At 73.3% G+C, this 18,742-nt stretch carries 13 protein-coding genes; 9 read left to right on the top strand and 4 right to left on the bottom strand.

Going from position 1 to position 18,742, the window contains the following annotated elements:
- The first annotated feature begins 148 nt into the window (after positions 1 to 148).
- Positions 149 to 1,066 carry an ATP-binding cassette domain-containing protein gene (locus ACQEVM_RS14760; protein ID WP_433078734.1) on the top strand — a complete coding sequence of 306 codons (918 nt, stop codon included), beginning with the start codon at positions 149 to 151 and terminating at the stop codon, positions 1,064 to 1,066.
- On the top strand, positions 1,066 to 1,929 hold the full coding sequence (locus ACQEVM_RS14755) for an ABC transporter permease (protein ID WP_433078732.1): 864 nt from the start codon (positions 1,066 to 1,068) through the stop codon (positions 1,927 to 1,929). The genes ACQEVM_RS14760 and ACQEVM_RS14755 overlap by 1 nt, the downstream gene beginning before the upstream one ends.
- A gap of 47 nt (positions 1,930 to 1,976) precedes the next feature.
- Here ACQEVM_RS14755 and ACQEVM_RS14750 read toward each other — a convergent pair whose 3' ends face one another.
- Both ACQEVM_RS14750 and ACQEVM_RS14745 read right to left on the bottom strand, forming a co-directional pair.
- Positions 1,977 to 2,909, bottom strand: coding sequence for a DMT family transporter (locus ACQEVM_RS14750; RefSeq protein WP_433078730.1), 933 nt, complete (start codon positions 2,907 to 2,909; stop codon positions 1,977 to 1,979).
- A gap of 88 nt (positions 2,910 to 2,997) precedes the next feature.
- Positions 2,998 to 3,732 carry an ArsR/SmtB family transcription factor gene (locus ACQEVM_RS14745; protein WP_433078728.1) on the bottom strand — a complete coding sequence of 245 codons (735 nt, stop codon included), beginning with the start codon at positions 3,730 to 3,732 and terminating at the stop codon, positions 2,998 to 3,000.
- A gap of 268 nt (positions 3,733 to 4,000) precedes the next feature.
- On the opposite strand from ACQEVM_RS14745, the gene ACQEVM_RS14740 reads away from it, so the two are divergent.
- The 3 genes from ACQEVM_RS14740 to ACQEVM_RS14730 all read left to right on the top strand — a co-directional run bounded on the left by ACQEVM_RS14740 (position 4,001) and on the right by ACQEVM_RS14730 (position 9,808).
- Positions 4,001 to 8,029: a Pls/PosA family non-ribosomal peptide synthetase gene (locus ACQEVM_RS14740; RefSeq protein ID WP_433078726.1), complete on the top strand. Its 4,029-nt coding sequence runs from the start codon at positions 4,001 to 4,003 to the stop codon at positions 8,027 to 8,029.
- Between the two features lie 29 nt (positions 8,030 to 8,058).
- Positions 8,059 to 9,465 (top strand): M1 family metallopeptidase, encoded by a 1,407-nt coding sequence (locus ACQEVM_RS14735; RefSeq protein WP_433078724.1) that lies wholly within the window; start codon positions 8,059 to 8,061, stop codon positions 9,463 to 9,465.
- A gap of 139 nt (positions 9,466 to 9,604) precedes the next feature.
- Positions 9,605 to 9,808: a cold-shock protein gene (locus tag ACQEVM_RS14730; protein ID WP_266952720.1), complete on the top strand. Its 204-nt coding sequence runs from the start codon at positions 9,605 to 9,607 to the stop codon at positions 9,806 to 9,808.
- Positions 9,809 to 9,962: 154 nt separating this feature from the next.
- Here ACQEVM_RS14730 and ACQEVM_RS14725 read toward each other — a convergent pair whose 3' ends face one another.
- A complete protein-coding gene (locus tag ACQEVM_RS14725; RefSeq protein WP_433078722.1) occupies positions 9,963 to 11,498 on the bottom strand; it encodes an amino acid permease in 1,536 nt (511 codons plus the stop codon).
- Between the two features lie 125 nt (positions 11,499 to 11,623).
- Entirely contained in the window at positions 11,624 to 12,604 is a 981-nt protein-coding gene (locus ACQEVM_RS14720; protein WP_433078720.1) for a hypothetical protein, read from the bottom strand.
- A gap of 414 nt (positions 12,605 to 13,018) precedes the next feature.
- Here ACQEVM_RS14720 and ACQEVM_RS14715 point away from each other — a divergent pair, with 414 nt between their 5' ends.
- From ACQEVM_RS14715 to ACQEVM_RS14700, 4 genes are all read left to right on the top strand, one after another.
- Entirely contained in the window at positions 13,019 to 14,458 is a 1,440-nt protein-coding gene (locus ACQEVM_RS14715) for an FGGY family carbohydrate kinase (protein ID WP_433078718.1), read from the top strand.
- Positions 14,455 to 15,852 carry an FAD-dependent oxidoreductase gene (locus tag ACQEVM_RS14710; RefSeq protein WP_433078716.1) on the top strand — a complete coding sequence of 466 codons (1,398 nt, stop codon included), beginning with the start codon at positions 14,455 to 14,457 and terminating at the stop codon, positions 15,850 to 15,852. The genes ACQEVM_RS14715 and ACQEVM_RS14710 overlap by 4 nt, the downstream gene beginning before the upstream one ends.
- Positions 15,849 to 17,048 carry an NAD(P)/FAD-dependent oxidoreductase gene (locus tag ACQEVM_RS14705; protein WP_433078714.1) on the top strand — a complete coding sequence of 400 codons (1,200 nt, stop codon included), beginning with the start codon at positions 15,849 to 15,851 and terminating at the stop codon, positions 17,046 to 17,048. The genes ACQEVM_RS14710 and ACQEVM_RS14705 overlap by 4 nt, the downstream gene beginning before the upstream one ends.
- Positions 17,049 to 17,240: 192 nt before the next feature.
- A complete protein-coding gene (locus ACQEVM_RS14700) occupies positions 17,241 to 18,659 on the top strand; it encodes a hypothetical protein (protein WP_433078712.1) in 1,419 nt (472 codons plus the stop codon).
- Positions 18,660 to 18,742: the final 83 nt, after the last annotated feature.

Raw genomic sequence — 18,742 nt, 5'->3', positions numbered from 1 at the left:
GACCGGTGTGGCGTCCATGCCGCGAGGGTAGCCGGCGCTCGCCCGCCCGGCATCACCCCGGGGACGTACGCCCCGGGGCGAACGCGGCGGCGCGATTGTCTCCCGCGGCCGCATGCCCGGGCGGGATCGGCCCGGAAGGGTTGTCCTCGTGATCGAAGTCAACGAACTCTCCAAGCAGTACGGCGGCAGGACTGCCGTCGACCACCTGTCCTTCAGCGTGCGGCCGGGCCGGGTCACCGGCTTCCTCGGACCCAACGGATCGGGCAAGAGCAGCACCTTGCGGATGATCCTGGGCCTGGACTCGCCCGACGGTGGCACCGCCACTGTCGGCGGTGTCCCCTTCCGGCGTCACGCTCGGGGGTTGCGCCGTGTCGGGGCCCTCCTCGACGCCGGTCAGGTCCACGGCGGACGCAGCGCGGCGGCCCATCTGTCCGCCTTGGCCAGGAGCAATGGCATCGCGTCGGGACGGGTGGACGAGGTGTTGCGGGAAGTGGGATTGGCCGGGGTGGCGACCCGCCGCGTCGGCGGGTTCTCACTGGGCATGAAGCAGCGGCTCGGCATCGCCGCCGCCCTGCTCGGCGATCCGCCCGTGTTGATGTTCGACGAGCCGGTCAACGGCATGGACCCGGAGGGTGTGCTCTGGGCCCGCCGTCTCTTCCGGCGGCTCGCGGCCGAGGGGCGCACGGTCTTCCTCTCCAGCCACCTGATGTCGGAGATGGAGAACACCGCGGACGAACTCGTCGTCATCGGCCGGGGCCGGCTCCTCGCCGCCGAGTCACTCCGGGAGTTCGCGGAGCGGAGCGCCCGTCTCGGCGTCGTGGTGGGCACGCCGCGGGCCGCGGGACTGACGGCGGTGCTGACCGCGGCGGGAGCGGACGTGGAGCCGGAGGGTTCGGCGGGCAGCGAGCGGATCGTCGTGACCGGGTTGCCCGCCGACCGGATCGGAGCGCTCGCCGGCGAACACCGCATCCATCTGACCGAGTTGACCACCCGTACCGCCTCCCTGGAGGAGGCGTTCATGGAACTCACCGCCGACAGCGTCGAGTACCCGGGAGGAACGTCCTGATGACCGCCCACACCCCCGCGCCCCCGCCCGCCCCGGCCTGCCCTGCCGCGTCCATCGTGGAGCCGCCCGTCCGATTCCGCGATCTGATCGCCTCCGAGTGGATCAAGACGCGGTCGCTGCGTTCGACCTGGTGGGCGCTCGCCCTCACCCTCGCGTTCGTCATCGGGTCCGCCGCGGCGGTGGCTCTGGCGGAGGTCGGCAACCTCGAAGGCTCCGGCCCGAACCCCACGGGGAACCGCGACTTCCTCCCCTTCGTCGCCTTCCCGCCCGCGGGCTACTGGCCGCTGATGGTGGTGGCGACCGCCCTCGGCGCCCTCACCGTCGTGAGCGAGTACGCAAGCGGACTGATCCGAACGACCACCGTGGCCGTGCCCGCGCGCGGTGCGGTGGTGGCGGCCAAGGCGGTCGTCACCGCCGCGCTGTGGAGCGCGGTCGGCGCGGTCGTCTCCACCGGTTCGTTCCTGGTGTCCCAGGCCGTCTTGGACGGTCGGCACGCCGGGGTGCCGTTCGCCCATCCCGGCGTGGCCCGGGCGCTGGTCGCGTCCGCCCTGCTGGCCCCGGTCTGCTCGCTGGTCGGGCTGGGGATCGGGGCGCTGGTCCGGCACGGTGTCGCCACCATGGTCGTCGGCGTCTTCACACTGGTGATGCTGCCGCCGGTCTTCTCGCAGAGCGAGCCGTGGTCCGCGGCCGTCAATCACGCGATGCCCTCCAGCGCCTGGCAGCGCCTGGTCCAGAGCTGGGAGCCGGATCCCTCGTCCCTGGGTCACAGCGCGACCGTCGCCGGTTCGTGGATCGTGTACGTGCTCTGGCCGCTGATCGCGGTCGTGCTCGCGGTGGTCGTCGTACGACGCCGCGCCGTCTGAGGGAGTCGACGTCGGGCCCGCCCCGGCGGATGGGGTCCTGCCGCCGCCTACGCCGCGGCGCGCACCTCGGTCTCGGTGGGCGTCACGGTGCGCGGACGGCTCCGGGCCACCCCCACCCCGGCCAGGCACAGCACTCCGCCGAGCAGGGTCAGCCATGCGGGTACCTCGCCCAGGAACACCCAGCTCAGCAGGACCACGACGGCCGGTACGGCGTAGGTCGTGGAGCCCAGTTTCCCGGCCGGCATCCGGGCCAGGGCGTACGTCCACGCGATGAAGGCGAGCGCGGTCGGCACCACGCCCAGGTAGATCATGTTCAGCGTTGCGGACAGGGGTGCCTCGGGCAGTTCCGTCGCGAATTGCCCGGCGAAGGGAAGGCAGGCCACGGCGCCGATCAGGCAGCTGTACGCGGTGATCTGGAGGGGGGTTCCGAAGGAGAGCGCCGGTTTCTGCGCGACCACACCGGTGGCGTAGGCCACGGCGGCCAGCAGGCACAGCGCGACCCCGAGCACCGAGGTGGATCCGTCGCCGCCGGACGACATGGAGAGGCCGACGACCACCGCGCCGACGAAGGAGACGGCCATGCCGGCCAGCAGTCGCGGCGGCAGCGCCTCACCCAACAGGCGGGCGGCGAGCAGGGCCATCAAGATGGGGCCGGTGTTCACCAGCAGGGAGGCCGTACCCGCGTCGACCAGCCGTTCGCCCCAGTTCAGCGCGATGGTGTAGCCGCAGAACCAGACGAGTCCGGACACCACGATGCCGCGCCGGGCTCCGCGCGGGGGCAGTCCCTGGCGTCGGATCAGGAGCAGGGTGACGAGCACCAGGGAGGCGGCCAGCAGCCTGCCGAGGGCCAGGGCCCCGGGTGAGTAGGCGGCGCCGGCGCTGCGGATGGACACGAAGGCGGAGGCCCAGGCGAACACCGTGAAGGTGACGGCGCCGACCGTGAGGACGGCGGGTGAGAGCACACTCAGACGGGACTTCATGGAGGCACCCTAACCAGCAAATATTTCGGCGTCCACCGAAATGTTCACTCCACTTCTCGGCGGTGTCCCCGCGTCCGGCACCCGATCGTCAGGCCCAGGCCTCCGCCGCGATCCCCAGCAGTTCCCCCAAGGCCCGCTCCCCCTCGTCGGTCACCAGGAGCCCCCGGCCGCCGCCGACCGGCCTCACCACCCAGCGCTCGTCCAGCGCACGCGCACACAGCCGCGCCCCGGCGAGGCCGCCCAGGTGCCGCCTCCGCTCGGTCCAGTCCAGGCAGGAGCTCGCCAGGGGCCGACGCCCTTCCCGGGCAAGGTCCACGCCTGCCCGGCCGCACCACTCGCGCCCCGCCTCGGTCAACTCGAAGGCCTCCTCGATCCGCAGCAGCCCCCGCTCCGCCATGGCGTCGGTGACCGCCATCCCCAGCCGCCCCGCGAAGTGGTCGTAGCAGGTCCGGGCCCGGGCGAGGGGGTCGGGCGCGGACACGACGGGCACGGCGTGCGCGGCGTCCCGATCCGGGATGGCGTGGGAGGCGAGTTCGTCCACCAGGCGGGCCGTCGCCGCGTCCGCGATCCGTACGTAGCTGTGGCGGCCCTGCCGCTCGGTGACGCAGATCCCCGCGTCGAGCAGCCGCGACAGGTGGCCGCTGATCGTGGACGGCGCGACCGAGGTGATCCGGGCCAGTTCACCGGCGGTCCAGGCGCGCCCTTCGAGCAGGGTCATACAGATGGCGGCCCGGGTCTCGTCGGCCAGCGCGGCGGCGAGGGAGGCCAGGCGAGCCGCGGGGGCGGGGGCATCGGCGGGCCTTTCGGCCGGTACGTCGTTCATGCCCCCAGGATGCCGCAAGAGTTCGCCCAACACCGAATGGTTGTCGGCCTTTCAGGCGGATCGTGCGGCATCGCGGCGCGGACGAGGCGCGGACGAGGCGCCTCCGCCGCGCCTACCGCCTCTTCTCCGCCACACACAAGGCTTCGACGAGAAGATTATTGATCGCGCACTAGACTGGCCGGTTGTTTGGTGCTGGGCCGGAACAACCCGGGCAAACCTGGGCTCCGCCGGCGACCCGGGACACTCCGGGACCGAGACGTGAGGGCCGATGGCAGCCACACCTGAGCGCGGTGAACTGACTCTGCTCGACGACGAGGGCGGAAACGGCCACGTGGGCGCCGCCGACGCGGACCGAGACGGCCTCGGGCCCGAGGGTTCGGGCGGGCCCGGCGGTTCCGCCGGGCACGGGGAGTCCGGGGAGCACGGGACGGGCGGGGAGTCCGGTAAGGGCGCACTCTTCTCCGCCGGGCCCGCCGCCCCTCCGCGCACCCTCGTCGACGTCTTCGACGCCACCGTGCGCGCGCACCCCGACGAGCTCGCCCTGGACGACGGCGCCGCCCGCCTGACCTACCGGGCGCTGGCCTCGGAGGTGGAGCGTCGCAGGCGTGCCCTCGCGGCCGCTGGGGTGGGGCGCGGCGACCGGGTCGGCGTTCGCGTGCCGTCCGGGACCAACGAGCTGTACGTGTCCGTCCTCGCCGTGCTCGCCGCCGGCGCCGCCTACGTGCCGGTCGACGCCGAGGACCCGGACGAGCGGGCGGAGCTGGTCTTCGCCGAGGCCGGGGTACGGGCCGTCCTGGGCGCCGGAGAGCGTGTCGAGGTGACCGAACCGGCGGCGGCGCCCGCAGGACTGCCGAGGGAGCCCGCCCGGCGCCCCGGACCCGAACACGACGCGTGGATCATCTTCACCTCCGGTTCCACCGGCAAGCCCAAGGGTGTCGCGGTCAGCCACCGCGGCGCCGCCGCGTTCGTGGACGCGGAGGCCGCGCTCTTCCTCGCCGAGGAACCGATCGGGCCCGGCGACCGGGTCATGGCCGGGCTGTCCGTCGCCTTCGACGCGTCCTGCGAGGAGATGTGGCTGGCCTGGCGCCACGGCGCCTGCCTCGTGCCCGTCCCCCGCTCCCAGGTCCGCAGCGGCGCCGACCTCGGCCCCTGGCTGTTGGAACAGGACATCACCGTGGTGTCCACGGTCCCCACCCTGGCCGCGCTCTGGGAGCCCGACACCCTCGCCGACGTCCGGTTGCTGATCTTCGGCGGGGAGGCGTGCCCGCCCGAGCTGACCCAGCGCCTGGTCACCGAGGGCCGTGAGGTGTGGAACACGTACGGCCCCACCGAGGCCACCGTCGTCGCCTGCGCCTCGCTCCTGACCGGCGAGGAACCGATCCGGATCGGCCTCCCGCTGAACGGTTGGGAACTGGCCGTGGTCGACGAGTCCGGCGAACCGGTACCGATGGGCGGCAGCGGACAGCTCGTCATCGGCGGTGTCGGACTGGCCCGCTACCTGGACCCGGCGAAGGACGCCGAGAAGTACGCCCCGCTCGAATCCCTCGGCTGGCGGCGCGCCTACCGCAGCGGCGACCTCGTCCGCGCGGAACCGGAGGGGCTGGTCTTCCTCGGCCGGGGCGACGAACAGATCAAGCTGGGCGGTCGCCGGATCGAGCTGGGCGAGGTGGACGCCGCGCTCCAGGCCCTGCCCGGTGTGGCGGGCGCGGCGTGCGCGGTCCGCACGGCGCGCGGCGGCAACCAACTCCTGGTCGGCTATCTGGTCACCCAGGAGGGCTGGGACCATGCGGCGGCCGTCGAGCGGCTGCGCGCCGAGTTGCCCGCGGCCCTGGTGCCGCTGCTCGCGCCCGTCGCCGAACTGCCGACGCGCACCTCCGGCAAGGTGGACCGGGACGCGCTGCCCTGGCCGCTGCCCGAGACGGAGGCCTTCGGGCCCGTGGAGCAGTTGTACGGCACCGAGGCCTGGCTCGCCGAGCAGTGGGGCGAGACCCTGGGCGTGACGGTCGCCGGGGCGTCCGACGATTTCTTCGCGATCGGCGGCAACAGTCTCGCGGCCGCCCGTCTCACCACGCGCCTGCGCACCCGCTACCCGCGCGCGGCCGTCCTCGACATCTATCAGCAGCCCACCCTGCGCAAGCTGGCCCGTCGGTTGGAGAAGTCGGTACGGGACGAGGACGCCTCCCGGGTCGTCGCCCCGGTTCCGGTGCGCTCCCAGGTGGCGCAGTGTCTCCTGCTGCTCCCGCTGTTCACGCTGGTCGGGCTGCGCTGGACGGTGGCGCTGCTGGCCCTGGGCAACGTGCTGCACCTGTTCGGGCCCTACCCGTGGGCACCCACCGCCTCGTGGTGGGTGGTCGCCGCCGGCGCGGCGCTGCTGTACAGCCCGCCGGGCCGGCTGCTGATCGCGGCCGGCGGCGCGCGCCTGCTGTTGCGCGGGGTGAAGGCGGGGCGGCATCCGCGCGGAGGGAGCGCGCACCTGAGGTTGTGGACGGCCGAGCGGCTCGCCGAGTGCGCCGGCGCGACGTCGCTGTCCGGTTCCTGGCTGGAGCGTTACGCGCGGGCCCTCGGCGCCAAGGTCGGGCCCGAGGTGGACCTGCACTCGCTGCCGCCGGTGACGGGCATGCTCAAGCTCGGCCGCGGCTGCGCCGTCGAGTCGGAGGTGGACCTGAGCGGGTACTGGTTGGACGGGGACCGGCTGGTGATCGGCCCGGTGAAGGTCGGCGCGGGTGCGGTGGTCGGCACCCGCAGCCTGCTCTTCCCCGGTGCGCGGGTCGGCAAGCGGGCCGAGGTGGCCCCGGGTTCCGCCGTGGCCGGGCAGGTGCCGACCGGCCAGCGCTGGGCCGGGGCTCCCGCCGTCAAGCTCGGCAAGGCCAAGCGCAACTGGCCCCGGGAACGGCCGCCGCGCGGGCTCCGGTGGCGGGCCGCCTACGGGGCGGCCGGCTTCGGCCTCACGGCACTGCCTGTGCTCGCCGCCGTGCCCGCCCTGTTCGTGGTCGGCCGGTTCGTGCCGGCCGACTCGGGGCTCGTCGAGGCGCTGCGGGGCGCCCTGCTCGCCGTGGTGCCCGGGGCCCTCGCGTTCGGGGCGGCGTACGCGCTGCTGTTGCTGGTGTCCGTACGGCTGCTCAGCCTGGGTCTGCGGACGGGCACGCATCCGACGCACGGCAGGATCGGCTGGCAGGCGTGGACGGTCACCCAGCTGATGGACCTGTCGCGGGAGACCCTGTTCCCGTTGTACGCGGGGCTGATCACTCCGGTGTGGCTGAGGCTGCTGGGCATGAGGATCGGCCGGGGCGCGGAGGTGTCCACGGTGCTCGCGCTGCCGAGCCTCACGACCGTCGGCGAGGGTGCCTTCCTGGCCGACGACACCCTGACCGCCCCGTACGAGCTGGGCGGCGGCTGGATGCGGATCGGTCACTCCGAGATCGGCCGGCGGGCGTTCCTGGGCAACTCCGGCATGACCGCGCCGGGCCGCACGGTGCCGGACGGCGGGCTGGTCGGGGTGTTGTCGGCGACTCCGAAGAAGGCCAAGAAGGGCAGTTCGTACCTGGGTCTGCCGCCGGTCAGGCTGCCCCGGTCCACCGCGGACGCCGACCAGAGCCTGACCTACGATCCGCCGGTTCGGCTGCTGTGGGCGCGGGGCCTGGTGGAGCTGTGCCGGCTCGTGCCGGTGTTCTGCTCGGCGGCCCTGGCCGTGCTGACGGTGGCGGCGCTCTGCGCGCTGGGCACCGGGCACGGTCCGGGGATCGCGGGTGCGGCGCTGTTGTCCGGGGTGGTCCTGCTCGCGGCCGGTACGGCGGCGTGCGGGGTCACGGTGGCGGCGAAGTGGCTGCTGGTGGGGCGGCACCGGGCGGGAGAGCACCCGTTGTGGAGCGGCTTCGTGTGGCGCAACGAGCTGGCCGACACCTTCGTCGAGGTGCTCGCCGTTCCGTGGTTGGCCGGATCCGTGCCCGGTACGCCGGTGCTGGCCCTGTGGTTGCGTGCGCTCGGGGCCCGGATCGGCCGGGGCGTGTGGTGCGAGAGCTACTGGTTGCCGGAGACGGACCTGGTGGTGCTGGGCGACGCGGTGAGCGTGAACCGCGGCTGCGTGTTGCAGACGCACCTCTTCCACGACCGGATCTTGAGGACGGATACTGTGGTCCTCCGTGAGGGCTCCACCCTGGGGCCGGGCGGCATCGTCCTGCCCGGGAGTACGGTCGGTGCCCACAGCACACTGGGTCCCGCCTCCCTCGTGATGGCCGGGGAATCCGTCCCCGCCGACACCCGTTGGCTGGGCAACCCGATCGAGGCGTGGCGGGCCTGAGAGGGCCCGAGCACAGTGCAGGGAGCGGCATGAGCGGCCAGAGAACAGCGGAATCGGACCCGTACTTTCCGGCCAACGGCGACTCTCGTTACCGTGTGCACCGCTACGAACTCGCTCTGGAGTACCGCCCCGGCCCCAACCGGTTGGCGGGGACCGCCCGGCTCAGCGCCATCGCGGGGCGCGCGCCGCTCGCCGAGTTCCACCTGAACCTGGCCGATTTCCGGATAGGCCGGGTCCTGGTGAACGGCCGGGCGCCGCATTTCACCCACCGCGCCGGGAAGCTGCGGGTCCGGCCGTCCAAGCCGCTCGCCGCCGGCGCCGCCTTCACGGTGGAGGTGCACTGGGCGGGCAATCCCAAGCCGGTGCGCAGCCCCTGGGGCGGCATCGGCTGGGAGGAGCTGACGGACGGCGCGCTGGTGGCCAGCCAGCCGGTCGGCGCCCCCTCCTGGTACCCGTGCAACGACAGGCCGGCGGACAAGGCCTCGTACCAGATCTCGGTCAACACCCCGTCCGCCTACACGGTGGTGGCCGGCGGCCGGTTGCTCACCCGCACGACCAAGGCCAGCACCACCACCTGGGTGTACGAACAGTCCGCGCCGACCTCCAGCTATCTGGTGGGCCTGGCCATCGGCGCGTACCAGACGGTGCTGCTCGGCGATCCCGGGCTCGGCGGGGTGCCGCAGACCGCCCACGTACCGGCCCACCTGCTGCCGCGCTTCTCCCGGGACTTCGCCCGGCAGCCCGCCATGATGCGGTTGTTCGAGGACCTGTTCGGCCCGTATCCGTTCGGCGAGTACGCGGTCGTGGTGGTCGACGAGGAGCTGGACGTGCCGGTGGAGGCGCAGGGGTTGTCGCTCTTCGGCGCCAACCACGTGGACGGGGCGCGCGGTTCGGAACGGCTCGTCGCCCACGAGCTCGCTCACCAGTGGTTCGGCAACAGCGTCAGCATCGCCGACTGGCGGCACATCTGGTTGAACGAGGGCTTCGCGAAGTACGCGGAATGGCTGTGGTCGGAGCACTCCGGTGGCCGCACCGCGCACGCGCTGGCCGTCGGCGCGCACCGGCTCCTGTCCTCGCAGCCGCAGGACCTCACGCCGGCGGATCCCGGTCGCAAGCTGATGTTCGACGACCGGCTGTACCAGCGCGGGGGTCTCGCCGTGCACGCGGTGCGCTGCGCCCTGGGCGACGGCGCGTTCTTCCGGATGTTGCGTGACTGGGCCTCGGCGCACCGGCACGGCGTGGTGACCACCGCGGGCTTCATCGGCCACGTGGCCCGCTACGCGGCCGAACCGGTCGACGACCTGTTCGCGACCTGGCTGTACGACCCGGCGCTCCCGCCGCTGCCCTCGCCGCCGCTGCGGCCACCGGTACCGGCGCGACCCGGCTACCCGCCCGCGCACGGCGAGCCCGCCCGCAAGGGTCTCGACTCCGTCTGAGAGGCCCGTCGATCGAACGCTCCCCGCCTGGCGTACGCGGGCGCGGATCGGGGTAGTCCTGCTGCCGAAGCCCGGCGGCGCCGCGCTTCGGGGCCGTCCCGACCGGGCCGGTTCCCCGTGTGGACGAAGGATGTTCAGCATGGCCAGTGGCACCGTGAAGTGGTTCAACTCGGAGAAGGGCTTCGGCTTCATCGCCCAGGAGGGTGGCGGCCCGGACGTGTTCGCCCACTACTCCAACATCGCGGGCTCGGGCTACCGGGAGCTCACCGAGGGGCAGGCCGTCACGTTCGACGTGACCCAGGGGCAGAAGGGGCCGCAGGCCGAGAACATCGTGGTCGCCTGACACACGGAACGCACGGAACCCGGGGCGGGGCCTCACCGGTCGTCGAACCCTCCGGCGCTCCGCCCCGGAGCCGCTCGGCACGGGGGTTCTCCCGGCGCCCGCGCCGGCCGTTCACCATCCGGTGGCCGGCCGGGGCGGGCGCCGCGTCACGTGCTCAGACGATGTCCTCGGCGATCTCCGCCTGCTCCCGGGCGTTCCCGTACGCCGACGGGGTGCCGTAGGAACGTCGGGCGACGTACCACCACACGCTGGCGAGCACCAACACGACGGCCAGGGCGATCACCGCGTAGTTCATCGAGTCGATGGTGACCGGGGACTTCTGCGGCAGGCAGAACAGCACGGTGACGACGGCCACCCAGACGACGGCGATCCAGCCGATCGGCTTGCTCCAGCGGCCGAGGCTCCACGGGCCGGGTTCGAACCGGTCGCCGGCGCGGAGCCGCAGGTAGATCGGGATGGCGTAGGCCGGGGTGATGCCGATGACGTTGATGGCGGTCACGGCGCCGTACGCGGTGGCGGAGTAGAGGGACGGCAGGGCGAGCACTCCCGCGACGACGACCGACAGCCACACCGCCGGGACGGGCGTCTGGGTACGGCTGCTGACCTTGCGCCACAGCGCCGAGCCGGGGAGTGCGTTGTCCCGGCTGAACGCGAAGACCATCCGGCTCGCGGCGGCGACCTCGGCGTTGCCGCAGAAGAGCTGCGCGACGATGACGACGAGCAGGAGGGCGGTCGCACCCCCGGAACCGAGGGCGTCCAGCAGGATCTGGGCCGGCGGGACGCCGGTGGCGCTGTTCTGGACGGCCGCGTAGTCCTGGATGGCGAAGGTGAGGCCCGCGAGCAGGGCGAATCCGGCGATCCAGGAGACCCAGATGGCCCGGACGATGCCCTTGGCGGCGGAGACGGAGGCGTTCGAGGTCTCCTCGGACAGGTGCGCGGAGGCGTCGTAGCCGGAGAAGGTGTACTGGGCGAGGAGCAGGCCGACCGCCGCCACGTAGAACGGGTTGGCCCAGCCGGTGTCGTTGACGAACTCGGTGAAGACGAACGAGGCCGACTGGTGGTGGTCGGGGACGAGGGCCAGGGCTCCGACGATCACGGCGACGCCGGCCAGGTGCCACCAGACGCTGATGGAGTTGAGCACGCTGACGAGGCGGACGCCGAAGAGGTTGAGCGTGGCGTGCAGCAGCAGGATGCACAGGAAGATCAGGAAGGTGGAGCCGGAGGTGGGCACGAAGCCGAACTGGAGGTTGAGGAAGGCGCCGGTGAACAGGGCGGCGCCGTAGTCGATCCCGGCAATCGCGCCGAGCAGGCCCAACAGGTTCAGCCAGCCCGTGTACCAGCCCCAGCGGCGTCCACCGAGCCGGTCGGCCATGTAGTACAGGGCCCCCGACGTCGGGTAGGCGCTGGTCACCTCGGCCAGGGCGAGACCCACGCAGAGCACGAACAGGCCGACACCGACCCAGCCCCACAGCATGACGGACGGCCCGCCGGTGCCCAGGCCGAAGCCGTACAGGGTCATGCAGCCCGAGAGGACGGATATGACCGAGAAGCTGATGGCGAAGTTGCCGAAGCCCCCCATGCGGCGGGCGAGCACCGGCTGGTAGCCGAGTTCTCTGAGTCGCTCCTCCTCGTCCTGTCGGGGTGGGGCTGCCTTGGGGTCCTGGCGGGATTCCCATGCGGTTCGGGACATGGCGGTACCTCCGGGGGTGGTGGCGCAGGGGACGGTGGAGCAGGGGACGGTGGGGCGGCGCGGGGCTGGCGTCACGGGAGCGGAGCGGTCCACGGGGTGGTTCGCGGGGTGGTCCGCGGGGTGGTTCAGTCCCGGCCGGCCAGGCTGCGTGACCTGGCTTGGAGGAACACCTCCTCGGCGGCTGCCGGGTCGGCCGGGTCGCGGGTCCGGTCCGCCCACGGCAGGGTGGTCCAGTACCGGTCGATCGCGTCGAAGACCCGGGACGCGTCGTCGAACCGGAGGGCTCCCCACAGGGCGTGGGCCAAGTGGTTCAGATCGAGTGGGGAGGCGTACGTCGGGTCGGTGTGGCGGAACCAGACGTCGAGGGCGTGTCCGGCTTCGCGGGCGGCGTCCTCGGCGACCCAGTGCAGGTCGAGGGCCTTGTCCTGGCCGCCTTCGCGTCGGTAGCGCTCGACCCGCACGTAGAGCGGCAGCACATGGACGGCGGACCCGGGCGGAGCGGAACCGGCCGCCCAGTGGACGAAGTCGGCCGCGTCGGAGAGGGGTCTCGGCGTGCGCGCGTACACGAACTGGAGCATCCGGTGGTACGCCTCGCGGTTGTACGGGTCCCGCCGGTCCGCCTCCGCGAGAATGCCCCAGGGCCCCGTGGGCAGCATCGGGCCGGGAGGCGGGAGCCGGTGCTCGTCCATCTGGTGGTTCTCGTCGAGGAGGGCGAGCGCGAGCAGGCAGATCCAGGGCACGGGGTCCGCGGGGCTGAGGCCGGCGGTGGCGTTGCAGGCCTGCCAGGCCTCCTCCCACAGTTCACGGGTGCGGGGGTGTCCGGCGCGGTGGGCGCGTACGGCGCGTTCGACGGCGACCCGGGTGTGCATCACGGTCGCCGCGAGGCTCCGCGGTTGCTCGGTCCGCCACGCCTGTACGACGTCGGTTCCGGCGGCGACGGCGGCGAGGACCTGGGTGCGCTGGGTCCACAGTCCCCAGCCTGCCGTCCGTTCGAGTAACCGCTCCATCGACACCCAGCGACCGGTGCGCAGGTCCTGAACGGCCAGACGCAGTTCGTTGTCGTGGCCGGCGGGGTGGTAGACGGGCCGGAAGTCTCCGCCCGCCATCACCTCGTCCCGGACGACGGGAGGCGGGATCGCGGGCGACGTGCGGTGGTGGTGTTCATCAGTCCTCGGGTCGCGTGGGAGGTGGGTTCAGCCGGGTTCGACCGGCACACCGCGGCCGCGTCGGCGCACGTGAGGTGCGAACCGCGTGCGAACCGTGCGCCCGATCAACGCCGTTGACCCACGGTCGGCATCCTTCCCGTTGATCGGCGATCACTATAGAACGAGTGAGCGCATCCGCATCCGAGAACTTGATCGACCGCAAGTATCAAGTCATCGGCGACATGTGACTTTGCGTCAGGCGCATGTCCCACCTCGCCGGTGGATCTTGACGGGGTGACGTCCGCTGGTGAAGGCTTCCGACCGACGGGCAAGCGACCGGAGATCAGACGTGCGGACCCCAGGAGCGGAGCGGTGATGACGGGCCCGGTGCTCGCGGTCGACCAAGGCACATCGGGAACCAAGGCGCTCGTCATCTGCCCGGTACGCGGGGTCATCGGAACGGGTTCCGCACCCGTGCGACCCCGATACCTGCCGGGCGGGCGGGTCGAGGTCGCCCCCCTCGAACTGCTGAACTCGGTGGTCGAGGCCGGGCGCGCCGCGCTGGCCTCGGCCGGTGAGCCCGTGGTGGCGGTGGGGCTGGCCAACCAGGGCGAGACCGTACTCGCCTGGGATCCGGCGAGCGGCGAGCCGCTGACCGACGCGATCGTCTGGCAGGACCGGCGCGCCGAACCCCTCTGCACCGAACTCGCCCCGCACGCCGCGTGGTTGCGGGAGACGACGGGGCTGCCGCTGGACCCGTACTTCGCCGCACCCAAGATGGCCTGGATACGCCGTCACCTGACCCGCGAGGGTGTCGTGACGACCAGCGACGTGTGGCTCGTCCATCGTCTCACCGGTGCGTTCGTCACCGATGCGGCGACCGCGGGTCGTACCCAACTGCTGGACCTGGAGACCGTCCGCTGGTCGGACGCGGCACTCGGCGCCTTCGACCTCTCGGACGAACGACTGCCGGAGATCGTCGACGCGGACACCCGCGTCGGCACCACCACCGCCTTCGGGCCCGAGGTGCCGTTGACGGGGCTGCTCGTGGACCAGCAGGCGGCGCTGCTCGGCCAGCGCGTCACCGAACCCGGCGCCGCCAAGTGCACCTACGGAACAGGTGCGTTCCTGCTCGCTCAGACCGGCCCGCTGCCCCGCCGCAGCTCGTGCGGGCTGGTCGGTTGTGTCGCCTGGCGGATCTCCGGACGCACCGACTACTGCCTGGACGGTCAGGTGTACACGGCCGCGTCCGCCGTGCGCTGGCTGACCGATCTCGGGGTGATATCGGGCGCCGAGGACATCGACACCGTGGGCGGCGGCGTCGCGGACTCCGGGGGCGTCACCTTCGTGCCCGCGCTCGCCGGGCTCGCCGCCCCGTGGTGGCGCGGCGACCTGCGGGGCTCGGTCACCGGCCTCGGCCTCGACACCACGACCGGGCACCTGGTGCGCGCCCTGTGCGACGGCATCGCCGCGCAGGTGGCGGAGCTCGCGGACGCGGTCGCCACCGATCTGGGCGCGCCGCTCACGTCCCTGCGCGTCGACGGCGGGCTGACCCGTTCGGCGCTGCTCATGCAGGCCCAGGCCGATCTGCTCCGGATCCCCGTCGAGGTCTCGGCGTTGCCCGACGTGACGGCGCTCGGCGTCGGCGCGGTCGCCCGGATCGGCCTCGATCCGTCGCTCACCGTCCACGAGGCCGTCCCGGAGTGGAAACCGGCCGCCGTCTACGAGCCGAGGGTCGATGCCGGGCAGGCGGCGGAACGCCGCGCACGGTTTCGGACGGCGGTGTCGGCGCTGCTCGGCGACGGCCCGGCATGAGCGTCACCGCGGCGGGCGCCCTGCCGGGCGGGACGTACGACGTGACGGTCGTCGGCGCGGGCGTGGTGGGTGCGGCCATCGCCCGCGAACTGGCCCGGCTCCCGTTGCGCGTCGCCCTGGTCGAGGCGTCGGACGACGTCGGTGACGGCACGTCCAAGGCCAACACCGCGATCCTGCACACCGGCTTCGACGCGGTGCCCGGCTCCCTCGAAGCCCGGCTGGTCCGGGAGGGACGGCGGCTGCTCACCTCGTACGCCGCCGAGAGCGGCATCCCCGTCGAACCGCTCGGGGCGCTCCTCGTCGCCTGGGACGAGGATCAGCGGGCCGCGCTGCCGGGCCTCGCCGACAAGGCCGTGCGCAACGGCTACCGCGCGGCCCGGATCGTCCCGCCCGAGGAGGTGCGGGCCCGCGAACCCCGGCTCGGACCCGGAGTGACGGGGGCACTGGACGTGCCGGGCGAGTCCGTCATCTGCCCCTGGACGACCACGCTCGCGTACGCGACGCAGGCCGTCCGCGCGGGCGTCGACCTGCACCTCGGCTGTCGTGTCGGATCGGTGGTCCCGGGGGACCCCCACACCCTGACCACGACTCGGGGGGCGCTGCGCACCCGTCACCTGGTCAACGCGGCGGGCCTGTACGCGGACGAGATCGACCGGCTCCTGGGTCACGCGGACTTCACCGTGACGCCCCGGCGGGGCCAGCTGATCGTGTTCGACGAACTCGCCCGCGACCTGGTCCGGCACATCCTGCTTCCGGTGCCGGGCGCCCTCGGCAAGGGCGTGCTGGTGTCGCCGACGGTGTACGGGAACGTGATGCTCGGGCCGACCGCCGAGGACCTGGACGACAAGACGGCCACCGGTTCGACCGCCGAGGGGCTCGCGCTGCTGCGCGAGCGGGGCCGGCGGATCCTGCCGGCGCTCCTGGAGGAGGAGGTCACCGCCGTGTACGCGGGGCTGCGGACCGCGACCGAGCACGACGACTACGCGATCAGGGCCCATCCCGCTCAGCGGTACGTCACCGTGGGCGGGATCCGCTCGACGGGCCTCACCGCCTCGATGGCCATCGCCGCCCACGTGGTGGAGCTGCTGGCCGACGGCGGTCTGCCCGTGACCGGCGCGCGCGAGCCGGAGCCGGTACGCATGCCGAACCTGGGCGAGGCGTTCCCGCGACCGTACCGCGACGCGCGGATGATCGAGGCGGACCCGGAGTACGGCCGGATCGTGTGCCACTGCGAGCGGGTGACCCGCGGGGAGATCCGCGACGCGTTCGCGTCGACGATCCCGCCCGCGTCGCCGGACGGACTGCGCAGGCGCACCCGAGCCCGGGGCGGTCGCTGTCAGGGCTTCCACTGCGGCGCCGCCGTCCGCGCCCTGTTCGAGAGGGCCCGGCGGTGAACCGTACGGTCGACGTCCTGATCGTCGGGGCCGGTCCCGCCGGGTTGGCCCTGGCCGCCCGCCTCGCCCGCGCCGGCGCCGGGCGGGTCGAGGTGCTGGAGCGCGAGCGGGAGGCCGGCGGGGCACCCCGCCACTGTCACCACGGCCTCGGGTGGGACGCCGCCCGGCCGCTCCGTTCCCGACTCCACGGTCCCGCGTACGCGCGGGAGTTGACGGACACGGCCGTGGACGCCGGGTCCGAGGTGCGTACCGGGGTCAGCGCCACCGGCTGGGCGGGGCCCCTGACCCTGGAGACCACGAGTCCGGCGGGCCTCGACCGGATCACGGCCCGGGCCGTGATCCTCGCGACGGGAGCACGGGAGCGCCCCCGCAGCGCCCGACTCGTCCCGGGTTCCCGTCCGGCGGGTGTCTTCACCACCGGTGAGTTGCAGCAGTGGGTCCACCTCCACGGCGGGTCGGTCGGCCGGCGGGCCGTGGTGGTGGGCGCCGAGCCGGTGGCCCGGCACGCGGTCCGGACCCTCCGGCACGCGGGTGCGGAGGTGGTGGCGATGGTCACCGAAGGGCCGCGCGCCCGCGCCCTCCCGGGGGTTGCGCTGCTCACGGACACGATCGTGGCCGAACTGCGGGGCAGGGGGCGCCTGTCGGGCGTGGCCGTCCGCCACCGGGACGGCAGGTCGGGGGTCCTCGCCTGCGACACGGTGGTCTTCACCGGCGACTGGATCCCCGACCACGAACTGGCCCGCCGCGGCGGCGTCCCCCTGGACGGGGGTACGCGCGGCCCCTGCGTGGACGCGTCCTTCCGTACGCGGACACCGGGTGTCTTCGCGGTCGGCAACGCGCTGCGCGGCGTCGAGCGCGCCGCCACGGCGGCTTCGGAGGGCGCCGCCGCCGCGACACCGGTGCTGGCGCATCTCGCGGGGGCGCCCTGGCCGGCTCCGGGCCCGCTCCTGATGGTGCGGGCACCGTTGGTGTGGGTGACACCGAACCGCCTCACGGGCGTCGCCGGACGTCCGCTGCTGTTGCGGTCCGGGGAGCCCCTGACCTGCCCGGTGGTGACGGTCGAGCAGGACGGGCGTCGACTGTGGCGCCGTCGGATCCCCCGCCCGGTGTCACCGTCCCGGTCGCTGCGGCTGCCGGCGGGGTGGACGGCCCGGGTCGACCCGTCGGGCGGACCCGTGGTGGTGTCGGCCGTCTGACGCGTCGGGCGCGGTGTCGGACGCGTGCGAGGACGCCCGCCCGGATGCGGACCCGGGGCGGGCCCCCGGTCGAGGGGTGGCCCGGTCGGGGGCCGGCCGGTTAACGCCGTCGCGGTGAATCCGCCTGGCATGATCGACCATCACGTTACTTTCCAGTAGCGCAACCTCCCCCCACCAGAAGGCCTTACGTACGTGCGCATGCTCGCCAGACGCCTCCTCCTCCCCGGCCTCACCACGCTGGCACTCGCCGCGACCGGTTGTGCCTCGACCACGCACACCGGCGCCGCCGCCGCAACCGCGGCCCCCGCCCCCATCGCGTCCGAAGCCGACGGTTCTCGGCAACTCGACGTCGCCGCGGCCCCGATGGACTCCCCCACCCCGACGGCCGTCGCCCGGGCGGGCACCGGCGGCGGGAGGGGCGCCCCGAAGGCGTCGCCACTGAGGGTCGCCTCCTACGACCGGAACACCGGACGGGCCGTCATATCCCGTCCCCCGCAGCCGATCAAGCCGTCGCCGGGCAGCTCGGCGAGCAGCTCGCCGGCACCCGACAAGCCCGTCGCCGTGGGCGACGTCATCGCCAGCGCACCCGCGCCGGGAGCCCCCGACGGACTCCTCGCGAAGGTCACCGAGGTCGGTGCGAAGACCCCTCTGGGCACCGAGGTCAAGACGACCTCCACGACGTTGTCCTCCGTCCTGGACGACGACAAGGCGGACGGCAAGGTCCCGGTCGACCCGGCGACGGTCACCGTCGAACCCCTGATGAAGGGGGTCACGCTCTCCTGGGCCAAGAGCCAGGGGGTCCGGTTCGGCCCCGAGGGCGCGAAGCTCCCCCTGGGCAACCTGCGGCTCGACGTGAACGCCCCCGTCGAGACCGCCCCCGGCGCCCCCCTCTCCGCCGGTGCCTCGGTCTCCGGATTCGTCCAACTCGCCCCCACGGTGGAGTTCTCGTACGACGGCTCGGGCGGCGCTGGCCCCCGTGCCGCCTTCCTCGGCCTGAGCGGTGACTGGTCCTCCCAATGGCGCCTCAAGGGCCATGCCGCCGCGAGCACCGGAGCCCCCAAGCGCATCCCGTTCGCCACACTGCACGGCGCCCCCGTCATCCAGGTGGGCCCGGTGCCGGTGGTCGTCACCCTGGACCTGACCTGCTACATCCAGGTGGAAGCCGACGGACGCGTCACCCTCGACGTCCGGCAGGACGTCAAGGGCGACTTCCGTGTCGGCGGCAGCTACGCGCTGGGCAAGGGCTGGAATCCGGTCAACGCCTCGAACGTCCGGAGCACGCCGGTCAAGGCCGAGGTGACCGCCAACGGACGCGTCAAGGGCGCGCTCGGCGCCGAGGCCTCGGTCGGCCTGTACGGAGCCGTGGGCGTGTCCGCGGACTTCGCCCCCTACCTGCGCGGTGAGGCCGACGTCAAGGCGTCCGCCTCCACCGACGGCAAGACCTCCGTCAGCGGCGCGTGGGCCCTCCACGGCGGCTTCGACCTCAGCGGGCAGCTCCAGCTGAAGCTTTCACTGTTCGGCACGCCCGCCTTCGAACGCCGCATCCCGCTCGGCACCCTGAACCGCGAGTGGCCCCTCACGAGCGGCAGGATCGGCCGCCAGGTGTCTTGATCACGAGCGTTGTCGACACTGGCTGGGCCTTGAACATGGCGAAGACCTCCGGTGTGGTGGGAGCTGTCCGGGAGCTCACCGCA

Origin of the sequence: Streptomyces sp. CA-243310, from assembly GCF_050936775.1 — a bacterium.
GTDB lineage: Bacteria > Actinomycetota > Actinomycetes > Streptomycetales > Streptomycetaceae > Streptomyces.
The sequence above is the reverse complement of the archived record's forward strand: the minus strand, read 5'-3'. Positions and strand labels throughout refer to the sequence as shown.

What these genes read in the sequence shown, in the direction of transcription:
- ACQEVM_RS14730 (WP_266952720.1), top strand. Translation starts at nt 9,605, where the DNA reads ATGGCCAGTGGCACCGTGAAGTGGTTCAACTCGGAGAAGGGCTTCGGC.
- ACQEVM_RS14750 (WP_433078730.1), bottom strand. Translation starts at nt 2,909, where the DNA reads ATGAAGTCCCGTCTGAGTGTGCTCTCACCCGCCGTCCTCACGGTCGGC.
- ACQEVM_RS14715 (WP_433078718.1), top strand. Translation starts at nt 13,019, where the DNA reads ATGACGGGCCCGGTGCTCGCGGTCGACCAAGGCACATCGGGAACCAAG.
- ACQEVM_RS14735 (WP_433078724.1), top strand. Translation starts at nt 8,059, where the DNA reads ATGAGCGGCCAGAGAACAGCGGAATCGGACCCGTACTTTCCGGCCAAC.
- ACQEVM_RS14745 (WP_433078728.1), bottom strand. Translation starts at nt 3,732, where the DNA reads ATGAACGACGTACCGGCCGAAAGGCCCGCCGATGCCCCCGCCCCCGCG.
- ACQEVM_RS14720 (WP_433078720.1), bottom strand. Translation starts at nt 12,604, where the DNA reads ATGGCGGGCGGAGACTTCCGGCCCGTCTACCACCCCGCCGGCCACGAC.
- ACQEVM_RS14740 (WP_433078726.1), top strand. Translation starts at nt 4,001, where the DNA reads ATGGCAGCCACACCTGAGCGCGGTGAACTGACTCTGCTCGACGACGAG.
- ACQEVM_RS14725 (WP_433078722.1), bottom strand. Translation starts at nt 11,498, where the DNA reads ATGTCCCGAACCGCATGGGAATCCCGCCAGGACCCCAAGGCAGCCCCA.
- ACQEVM_RS14755 (WP_433078732.1), top strand. Translation starts at nt 1,066, where the DNA reads ATGACCGCCCACACCCCCGCGCCCCCGCCCGCCCCGGCCTGCCCTGCC.
- ACQEVM_RS14710 (WP_433078716.1), top strand. Translation starts at nt 14,455, where the DNA reads ATGAGCGTCACCGCGGCGGGCGCCCTGCCGGGCGGGACGTACGACGTG.